The sequence below is a fragment of the Synechococcus sp. H55.9 genome, assembly GCF_047462355.1.
Lineage (GTDB): Bacteria > Cyanobacteriota > Cyanobacteriia > Thermostichales > Thermostichaceae > Thermostichus.
In genome coordinates this window covers 37,135-46,937 of the sequence record NZ_JANSJB010000002.1, presented here as the reverse complement: position 1 = coordinate 46,937, position 9,803 = coordinate 37,135, and the positions used below count along the sequence as shown (strand labels likewise).

Here is a 9,803-nt window from a genome sequence, read left to right as displayed (position 1 = left end):
TCCCGCATCCCTGTGCAGGGGGAATCTAAGGACGAGATCGTCGGCGTCATCCACCTCAAGCAGGCCCTGCGCCACCTGGAGCAAAAGGGCAATGCCGAGGTGACCAAGGCCATGTCCCCGCCTTTTTTTGTGCCCGATACCAAGCGCGTCAGCCTGTTACTCAAAGAGATGCTGCGCTCCCGCCAACACCTGGGGATCGTGGTGGATGAGTTTGGCGGCACCACCGGCCTGATCACGCTGGAGGACATTTTGGAAGAGCTGGTGGGAGATATCTACGACGAAAGCGATCTCTCCCCCCTGCTGCTGCAGCGACAACGACGACAGCGCCCCTCCTCCCCTGGCTCCCCTTGAGGGAGGCCGCTAGCCGGCTTCTACAGAGTCTTCGTTGGCTTCGGGGGGGAGCTCCACAAAACCTGGATCGGCAGGGTAGCGGGCCACAAAAAAGATCGAGAAGCTGTGGATCCCCAGGCCTAGGCCCCACCAGCCCAGCAGCGGCACCAGCCACGGCCAATCCGCCCGGTACAACTGCTGGAAAAACACCAGTCCCGACGCGCTGCAGAGAAAAACGGCCAGGTGGGCCGCGTAGGTGTAGCGGTCATCCAGCTTGCGAAACTCGGGATCCCGACGGGAGGGCTTCCGGGGCCAGCGAGGCGGCATGGCAGCAACCCCTCACAACTCAAAACCTTCTCCAGTGTAGAACAGCCACCACAAGGGATCCCTGCAGCCGTACGGGCTTTTTGCTCCTTAAGAGGTTTGCTGGGGATGCTCCCGCCAGCGGCAACTGGGGGGATCCGCTTCGCCGGGCTGGGCGGCAAACTCCAGCGGCCCATTTTCGGTGTATAGGTGCAGGTCGAACCAGAAGGTGGATCCCTGTTCCAGCTTGCTTTCCAGGCAGACGCGGGTGTAGTGCTTCTCCAGAATGTTGCGCACAATGGCCAGGCCCAGGCCGGTGCCCTCCAAAGTGTGGACGCGGTTCTCGACGCGGAAAAAGCGGTCGAAGATCCGCTCTTGATCCTCGGGCGCGATGCCGATGCCCGTATCGGCCACCGCCACCCGCACCGCCTGCGGGGATCCATCCGCCTGTACCACCAGGTGGGCATGCACCGTCACCAGACCTCCCGACGGCGTGAACTTGAGAGCGTTGCCCAAAAGATTGGTCATCACCTGCAGCAGCAGATCGTAGTTGCCCCACACCAGGGGCAGATCCGGATCGACAAACTTGCGCAACTGGATCCCTTTGTCGCGGGCTTGCAGGTGGTGGGTGCGCAAGGTTTGCTCGATCACCGCCGCGATATCGACGGCCTCGAAGTGGTACTGCTTGCCCGACTCCAGACGCGACAAATCCAACACATCGTTGACCAAGCGGGTGAGGCGATCGGTTTCGCGGTTGGCAATTTCCAGATAGTCCAGCCGCTCCTCTGGCGACATCTGCTCGCCGTACTCGTAGAGGGTCTCGATAAAAGACTTAATACTAAAGAGGGGGGTACGCAGCTCGTGGCTGATGTTGCTGATGAACTGGGCCTTAGCCTCGTTGAGCTCCACCTCGCGGGTAATGTCCTGCACCGTCATTACAATCCCCTTGAGGTTTTGCCGCCGCGGGTCGGATACCGGCGACAGCAGGATGCGAACGACGCGCTTGATGGGGCCGCTGAGGTTGACGCGAATTTCCTCTGCCTCTTGATCCCCGCGGGCAATTTGCATCAGGGGGCGGGCCAACTGCTGCCGTAGATCCTCCGGCAACAGCTCCGGCAAGGGCTTGCCCAAGACGGGATCCCCTTCCCAGCCGAACATGCGAGAGGCCGCCGGGTTGAGCAGCAGCACCCGAAACTCGGCATCCAGCAAAATGGCGGCATCGACGATAGAGAAAACCAACGTCTCCAACTTGGCTTTGGCGGCGGCCAGTTCTTCGATGTTCTGCTCTTCGTAGCTCTGCAGCCGCTCCGCCATCTCGTTAAAGCTGTCGATGAGCTGGGCCAGCTCTCCCCCAAAGGGCAGGTCGATGCGCTGCTTGAAGTTGCCCTTGGTGATCTCCTGGACGCCCTTGACCAGTTCTTTGATGGGATAGGTGATGGTGAGGGCGTTGACCACGGATCCCAGGATGGCCAGAACCCACACTGCCAAAAACACCCCAATCGAGACCTCCCGCGCCAGTTGCGTGGAGCGCACAAGGGCGGGGTTGGGGTTGATGCCGAGGCCAAGGGTGCCCAAAAAGCGGCCCTGATGATAGATGCCGACAAAAATGTCCGTCACCCGCCCGGCAGGGGTGAGGTGGGTGCGCACCAGCGGCTGGCCCTCGGCAGGCGGGCGGTTGTCCGGCAGTTGCATGCGGCGGGTAAGGCTGAGGGAGGTTTTCACCTCCTGGTTGGAAAACGGGATCCCGTAGTAGATGTTCCCCTCCGGGTCGGCGTAGAGCAAATAGCGAATGCTGCTGGTGCTCTCAAAATATTGCCGCGACAGTTGGACCACTTCGCCGATGCGATCTTCTGCGATCAGGGGGGCGACATTGGCTGCCAATAGCAATCCCAGATCCCGGCCAAAGCGGGCCTCGTTAAAGCGGGCATTCTGCTGCACGGTGCTGACGGCCCAGAAGGTGAAGCTGCTCACCACCAGCGAGACCACCAGCGTGGCCACAAAGAGCAACTGGGTCTCCAGGCGCAGCTTTTGTTTCCAGCGCGCCCACCAGCGCCGCAGGGATCCCCAAAAGCCCCCTCCCCTTGTCGGCTCCGCAGTCTCCCCAAGCGAGAGCTCTGGAGGAGAAGAAGCAGCCGCCTCAGGGGATTGGACTTCGGCAAGGGGCTCGGCAGTGCTGACAGGAGACATGAACCCGACGTAACAACCCTGGAGAACACTGTCGCCACCATTCTGACATGGCTGCCGACAGGGTTAAGAAAGGGTTAGATTTTCTGAAAAGATTGTTACAACAGAAGGGACACGCCTAGATCCAACTAGGGATCCTAAAGGCGCAAAAGGAAATGCTTCTAGAGGGGTTGCAGGCCTAGCTTCTCGAGCAAAGCCGCATCGGCGGCCGAGCCTGGGTTAGGCGTGGTCAACAACTTTTCGCCGGTGAAGATGGAATTGGCGCCTGCCGAGAAGCACAGCGCCTGGTCGCTCTCGGACAGGTTTTTCCGCCCTGCCGAGAGCCGGATCTGGGCTCTGGGCAGCAGCAGCCGAGCCGTGGCGATGGTGCGCACCAGCAGCAGCGGATCGGGAGGGGGAAGCTGGCCCAGGGGCGTGCCAGCCACCGGCACCAGCGCGTTGATGGGTACCGAAGTGGGCGGCGGCGTCAGGTTGGCCAAAACGTGCAGCAGGGCGATGCGGTCTTCGTCGGTCTCCCCAAGGCCGACAATGCCGCCACAGCAGATCTGCAGGCCGGCTGCCCCCACATGGGCCAGAGTCTCCAGGCGATCCTGGTAGGTGCGCGTCGTGATGATGCGGGGGTAGAACTCCGGCGAGGTGTCCAGATTGTGGTTGTAGGCCGTCAGCCCTGCCGTCGCCAACTGCTGCGCCTGAGCAGCCGACACCATCCCCAAAGTGACACAGGCTTCCATCCCCAGCTCGCGCACCGTGCGCACCATCTCCAGCACCCGCTCAAACACCTCCCCTTCCGGGGCTGACCGCCAAGCAGCGCCCATACATAGCCGGGTGGCACCGGCTTTTTGAGCAGCCATGGCCTGCTCGCGCAGCGAATCCAGGGAGATCAAGGGGTAGGTCTCGATCCCTGTCGAGTAGCGGGCGCTTTGGGGGCAATAGGCGCAGTCTTCCGGGCAGCAGCCCGACTTGATGTTGACAAGGGCGCAGAGTTGAACCCGGTTGGGAGGGTGGTGCTGTCGGTGCACCGCCTGCGCCTCGAACACCAACTGCAGCAGCGGCCGGTGGTAGATTTCGCGAACGTACTCCAGAGCAATGGCCATGCCGGCAATGTCCAAAACTCCCTAAAAGCTTGCCAGCGCTCTTAGGTTTGGTTAGGATGTGAAATCTGTGCTTTGAGAAGGCGAACCCGTCTCGCTTAGAAACTCAACAATGATAACCGCAGAAGCAGTGGCCAAAGGCCCTATCAGCCAATTTGTTGAGCATCACTTTCGCCACTTCAACGCCGCCGCCCTGGTGGATGCCGCCAAGGGCTACTCTGCTCACCTGGAAAAAGGCGGCAAGATGATGGTGACCTTGGCCGGCGCCATGAGTACGGCGGAGCTGGGGCTCTCCCTGGCCGAGATGATCCGCCAGGACAAGGTGCACGCCATCTCCTGCACCGGCGCCAACCTGGAGGAAGACATCTTCAACCTCATCGCCCACGACTTCTACGAGCGGGTGCCCAACTACCGCGACCTCAGCCCGCAGCAGGAGCAGGAGCTGCTGGAGCGGCACCTGAACCGGGTAACCGACACCTGCATTCCCGAAGAAGAGGCGATGCGGCGCCTGGAAAAAGCTCTGCTGGAAGAGTGGATGGCTGCCGACCGGGCCGGGGAACGCCACTTCCCCCACGAGTTCATCTACCGCATCCTGCGCAGCGGCAGGCTGGAGCCCTACTACCAGATCAATCCGCGGGATTCCTGGGTTTACGCGGCCATGGAGGCCAACTTGCCCATCTACGTGCCGGGCTGGGAGGACTCCACCACCGGCAACATGTACGCTGCCCACTGCATTACCGGTGAGATCCGCCATGTCCATACCGTCCGCACGGGCATTGAGTACATGATCCACCTGGCGGACTGGTACACGCGCACCTCGGCAGAGTGCTCCATCGGCTTCTTCCAGATTGGCGGCGGCATTGCCGGCGATTTCCCCATCTGTGTGGTGCCCATGCTGCACCAAGACCTGGGCCGCAAAGGGATCCCCCTGTGGGGCTATTTCTGCCAGATCAGCGACTCCACCACCAGCTACGGCTCCTACTCGGGGGCAGTCCCCAACGAGAAGATCACCTGGGGCAAGCTGGGGGTTGACACACCTAAGTTCGTCATCGAGTCGGATGCCACCATCGTGGCGCCTTTGATCTTCGCCTGGGTGCTGGGGTGGTAGGGCCGTCTCAGGGCACCTCCCGCTCGGTCGTCCCTGGAGCGGCAGCCAGGGGAAGGTACAGCTGTTTCAAACGGGATGAAGACATTTCGCCCCCCACTCCCAACACAAGGAGAGAGGGGTTGCTGAGGGTCAGCGATTGTCCTTATGGTTCGGGGCGGGGCCATTGGGAGAGCAGAATCGCAGCTTCCCAGCGCCTCATGTCCTGGGCAATGCGCAGGGGGGTAAGGCCGTAGCCGTCCGGCTCGTCAATCTCGGAGCCATGCTCCAGCAGCAGCCGCACCACCGCGGGGTTGCCCGACCAAGCGGCAAAATGCAGGGGCAGGCCGCCGGCCCCGAAGCGGGCGTTCACTTCGGCACCTCCCTCGAGCAAAGCCTTGGTCACTTCAGGATTGCCCAGGCGGGCAGCTTGGTGCAGGGGGCTGGCTCCGCCGCGATCTAACCGGTTGGGATCCGCCCCAGCGGCCAGCAAAAGGCGGGTGTTGAGGCCGCTTTCGACGAAGAACAGAGCCGTCTTGCCCCGCTCCTCGACGACATTGGCGTCTTTCCCCAGCCAGAGAGCCAGTTGCAGCCGCAGCGGGTTGGCGGTGGCCAGGACTTGAGGATCTTCTGGCAGGGAGTACCCGTAGACCCCCAGCCCTCCCAGCAGCAGGGATCCCAGCCCGGCACCCACAGCCCACCACCTACGCTCCATGGCCCTACTCCTCAAAGAACAGGATGGCAATCCCTTGGCTGGGCAGGGCCTGGGCCGAAAGCAGCAACGGGTTGCTGAGGGCAGGTTGCGCGGCAGCGGCGGAAAATAGGCGCAAAAACGCTTCTAAAGGTTGCAGCTCGCATTGGGACGCCTCGGCGGCGGTGCGATACATAGTCGGGATGACCAACTTGGGCTGCAGCACTTCGATGGCTGCCTTGGCCCCGGCGGGATCGTAGTTTTTCGGCCCACCCCCCACCGGCACCAGCAAGAGGTCAGGGCGAGCCAGCAGGATGGACTGTTCCCGGCCAATGGGCTGCAGGGCCCCCCCCAAATGGACAATGTCGATCCCGGCCATGCGCCAGCGCCAGCCCACGTTGAGGCCAAAGCGGGGGCCCCGCGGCATGCGCACCCCCTGCACGCGGATCCCATCGATGACGTAGTCCCCGGGCTGAAACAACACCCTGGGGTTGCCGGGCACGACGTCCAGGGCCCCTTCGTCGAGAAGGCGGCTGCTGAGCAGCACCAGATCGGCATTAACGCTGGGAGCAGGGTAGCCGGCTGTACAGCCCCCAGGCCGAAAGGGGTTGACCAGAAAGCGCTTGCCCTCCCCCTCGAACAAAACGCAACTGTGGTGCAGCCAGGTCAGTTGCAGGCTCTGGGAGGTGAACTCCAGGGATCCCCCTGGGAAAGGGGCCGTTTGGGCAACCGCCCATTGACCCCCTACGGCGAGGGATCCCACCAGGCTGGCGCTGGCTTGCAAAAGCTGGCGACGCTTCATGGGCACGGGATCCCTGACGCGACGGCGGCAGCCGCTGGCTGGGACGATCCCGAGACATGGAGCTGAGCCAGGCGCAGGAAGTTGCCCAACAGGCGCTTGCCCTCCAGGGTCAAGATGCTTTCTGGGTGAAACTGCACCCCCTGAACGTGAGGATAGCGGCGGTGGCGCACCCCCATGATGATCCCACTGTCCGTTTGAGCCGTCACCTCCAGCTCTTCAGGACAGGTGGAGGGCTCAATGACCAAGCTGTGGTAGCGAGTTGCCGCAAAAGGCCGGCTTAGCCCCTCAAACACCCCCACCCCTTGGTGGTAAATCAGGGAAGTTTTGCCGTGCATCAACTCAGAGGCGCGCACGATCTGGCCACCGTAGACCTGGCCGATGCACTGGTGGCCCAGGCAGACGCCCAGAATGGGCAGCCTTGGCCCCAGCTCCCGAATCAGCTCCAGCGAGATGCCAGCATCCTCTGGCCGTCCCGGCCCGGGGGAAATGACCACCCCCTCTGGCTGTAGCTGGCACAGCTCGGCAACCGAGAGCTGGTCATTGCGAAAAACCCGCACCTGCGCCCCCAGTTCCCCCAGGTATTGCACCAGGTTATAGGTAAAGCTGTCGTAGTTGTCAATAACGACCAGCACGATAGCATCCGGCGACGAGACCCCATTTTATCATTGCCCAGGAGGCTGCTAACCCTCGGCTCGGCATTTAGAGCCAATACCCTGAGGAAGCTTGTATTCTGGAAGGTATAACACATAAGCAGCAGCGAGTTGGCTGGCTTTCCAGATGTCAATGCCGACTTCTTGGATCCCATGAATGCGCTTCTCTCCCCGGCAACCGATTTGCTGGACGAGTTGCGGCAGCTTTTCCCCTTCGAGCTGGACGAATTTCAGATCCGGGCCATTCAGGTTCTGGCGGCAGGGGAATCGGTGGTGGTCTGTGCTCCCACTGGATCCGGCAAGACCCTGATCGGAGAATATGCTATCTATCGGGCCTTGTCCCAGGGCAAGCGGGCTTTTTATACAACCCCTCTGAAGGCTCTTTCCAACCAAAAGTTTCGCGATTTCGGCCAGCAATTCGGCCCGGAGCGGGTTGGCCTCCTCACCGGCGACATCTCCATCAACCGGGAGGCGCCGATCTTGGTGATGACCACCGAGATCTTCCGCAACATGCTCTACGGCACGCCGCTCTCTCTGGCGGTTCAGAGAGGGGCCTACGCCAGTGAGATGGAACCTTGGGAGGATGCGGAGGCCCTGAACCGGGATCCCTTGCGGGATGTGCAGGCGGTGATCCTGGACGAATGCCACTACATGAACGACCAGCAGCGGGGCACCGTCTGGGAAGAAGCGATCATCTATTGCCCCCCCACAATCCAGCTCATCGCCCTTTCGGCCACCCTGGCCAACAGCGACCAGCTCGCCGACTGGATGAACCAGGTGCATGGTCCCACCCGCCTGATCGACTCCAGCCATCGCCCGGTGCCGCTGCAATTTCACTTTGCCAATCGCAAAGGACTGTTCCCCCTGCTGGAGCAAACGGAGTCGGGCCAGTGGGTTCGCAATCGCCGCCTAAAAAGCAAACCCTCCAAGTCCGGCCAGTCCTCCTATGGGGGGGTGCCAGATATGGTGCAGGTGGTGGAAAACTTGCGCCAGCGAGATATGTTGCCGGCCATCTATTTCATTTTCAGCCGCAAAGGTTGCGACCTGGCGGTGGCCGGTGTGGGGAACTTGGACTTAATCGCCAGCGAGGCAGAACGGCAGCAGTTGGCCGAGCAGATCGACTGCTTTTGCCGGGAAACGCCGGAAGCTGTGCGTCGGGATCAACTGGATGCCCTCTACCGGGGTATTGCCGCCCACCATGCCGGCATGTTGCCCGCCTGGAAGGGCTTGGTGGAGCACCTGTTTCAGCAGGGATTGGTGAAGCTGGTCTTCGCCACCGAGACCTTGGCCGCCGGGATCAACATGCCCGCCCGCACCACGGTCATCTCTTCTCTTTCCAAGCGCACCGATAACGGCCACCGCCTCTTGACCGCCTCTGAGTTTATGCAAATGTCGGGCCGGGCCGGGCGACGGGGCAAAGATGTGATCGGGCATGTGGTGACCTTGCAATCGCCTTTTGAAGGGGCGCAAGAGGCGGCGCGGCTGGCCACGGCGGGGGCGGATCCCTTGGTGAGCCAGTTTACCCCCACCTATGGCATGGTGCTGAACCTGCTGCAAAAGCACTCTTTGGAAGCGGCGCGGGATCTCATTAACCGCAGCTTTGGCCAGTATTTGCTCTCGCTGCAAAAGCTGCCCGAACAACAAGAACTGCAGCAGACGCGCGCCGAGCTGGAAGAGATCGACCGCCTCCTGGGAGATATTTCTGCTGAAGATATCGCCCGCTATGAGAAAATGCAGGCGCAGCGGCGGGAAGAACGGCGCATCTTGCGCTACCTACTCAAACAGCGAGAAGCCGAGCCGGATCCCACCCTGCGCCTGTTGGCTTTTCCCCACATCCAAGCCCAAGAGGAAAAGATCCGCGCCCTGGAAGCTCAAATCCGAGAGAATCCCGCCCACCAAGTGGGGAAAAAACTGCTGGGCCTACGAGAAAAACGGCAGCGCTTGCTCAAGCGCCTTGAGCATCTGGAGCGGCAAAGCGATTCGGTGCAGGAGTTGCGCTGGCAGCAATTTATGGCCTTGGTGGGGGTGTTGCAGGAGTTCGACTGTCTGCGGGAGTATCAACCTACCGCCAGCGGAGAGGTGGTGGCCGCTCTGCGAGGGGATAACGAGCTCTGGCTGGCGCTGGCTCTGCTCTCTGGGGAATGTCAAGGCTGTGCTCCTCATCATCTGGCCGGAGTTGTGGCTGCCTTGGTTTCAGAGCCTCCCCGTTCAGGTACCTACAGCCGGCTGCGCACCTCGGGGCTGGTGGAGGATGTGTTGCATGGGTTACGGGGCCTGCGGCGGCAACTGTTCCGCAGCCAGCGGCAACACCAGGTGTTTCATGTGCCGATTGGGTTTGAGCCCAGCTTGGCCGGGATCGTGGAACACTGGGCGCAAGGGACTCCTTGGAAAACCTTAGAGGCCAGTACCAACCTGGATGCCGGCGACTTGGTGCGCCTGATCCGTCGCACGTTGGATTTGCTTTCTCAGATCCCCTATGTCCCCCATCTGCCGTCAGAGTTGCGGGAAAATGCCCGCGAAGCCCAAAAGATGCTGGATCGCTTCCCGGTCAGCGAGCTGATCTAGAACTAGAATTACTGACTTTCTCTTTTTCAGGGACACAAGTGTAGCTATGCCACTGTTTGCAGAAAGCCTAGCTGCTAACCTTTTGACCAACCCCAGTGTAATC

General features: G+C 61.5%; 9 protein-coding genes. 3 read left to right on the top strand and 6 right to left on the bottom strand.

Translation table 11 applies throughout. The annotated features are described in order from the left end of the window. Nucleotides 1-351 (top strand): CBS domain-containing protein (locus NW857_RS00630; RefSeq protein ID WP_414367702.1); only part of this gene is annotated, 351 nt, incomplete at its 5' end. Between the two features lie 9 nt (nt 352-360). Here the strand turns inward: NW857_RS00630 and NW857_RS00625 are convergent. The 3 genes from NW857_RS00625 to bioB form a co-directional block, all read right to left on the bottom strand. Continuing rightward, on the bottom strand, nt 361-657 hold the full coding sequence (locus tag NW857_RS00625; protein WP_414332633.1) for a 2TM domain-containing protein: 297 nt from the start codon (nt 655-657) through the stop codon (nt 361-363). Nucleotides 658-744: 87 nt separating this feature from the next. Beyond that, on the bottom strand, nt 745-2,820 hold the full coding sequence (locus NW857_RS00620; RefSeq protein ID WP_414367700.1) for an ATP-binding protein: 2,076 nt from the start codon (nt 2,818-2,820) through the stop codon (nt 745-747). 158 nt (nt 2,821-2,978) lie between these two features. Next, a complete protein-coding gene (gene bioB / locus NW857_RS00615) occupies nt 2,979-3,911 on the bottom strand; it encodes a biotin synthase BioB (RefSeq protein WP_414367713.1) in 933 nt (310 codons plus the stop codon). Nucleotides 3,912-4,020: 109 nt separating this feature from the next. Here bioB and NW857_RS00610 point away from each other — a divergent pair, with 109 nt between their 5' ends. Continuing rightward, a complete protein-coding gene (locus tag NW857_RS00610; protein ID WP_414367698.1) occupies nt 4,021-5,016 on the top strand; it encodes a deoxyhypusine synthase family protein in 996 nt (331 codons plus the stop codon). Between the two features lie 142 nt (nt 5,017-5,158). Here NW857_RS00610 and NW857_RS00605 read toward each other — a convergent pair whose 3' ends face one another. Genes NW857_RS00605 through NW857_RS00595 form a run of 3 tightly spaced genes read right to left on the bottom strand, consistent with a single transcriptional unit; the run spans nt 5,159 to nt 7,117 of the window. Further along, a complete protein-coding gene (locus NW857_RS00605; protein WP_414348883.1) occupies nt 5,159-5,707 on the bottom strand; it encodes an ankyrin repeat domain-containing protein in 549 nt (182 codons plus the stop codon). A gap of 4 nt (nt 5,708-5,711) precedes the next feature. Continuing rightward, nucleotides 5,712-6,485, bottom strand: a complete 774-nt coding sequence (locus tag NW857_RS00600) for an MBL fold metallo-hydrolase (protein ID WP_414367697.1) — start codon at nt 6,483-6,485, stop codon at nt 5,712-5,714. Next, the gene (locus tag NW857_RS00595) at nt 6,482-7,117 is read right to left on the bottom strand and encodes an anthranilate synthase component II (RefSeq protein ID WP_414332645.1); all 636 of its coding nucleotides are present in this window, start codon (nt 7,115-7,117) and stop codon (nt 6,482-6,484) included. Before NW857_RS00595 ends, NW857_RS00600 begins: the two co-directional genes overlap by 4 nt. Before the next feature lie 171 nt (nt 7,118-7,288). Between NW857_RS00595 and NW857_RS00590 the strand changes: the two genes are divergently transcribed. Beyond that, the gene (locus NW857_RS00590; RefSeq protein WP_414348896.1) at nt 7,289-9,700 is read left to right on the top strand and encodes a DEAD/DEAH box helicase; all 2,412 of its coding nucleotides are present in this window, start codon (nt 7,289-7,291) and stop codon (nt 9,698-9,700) included. Nucleotides 9,701-9,803: the final 103 nt, after the last annotated feature.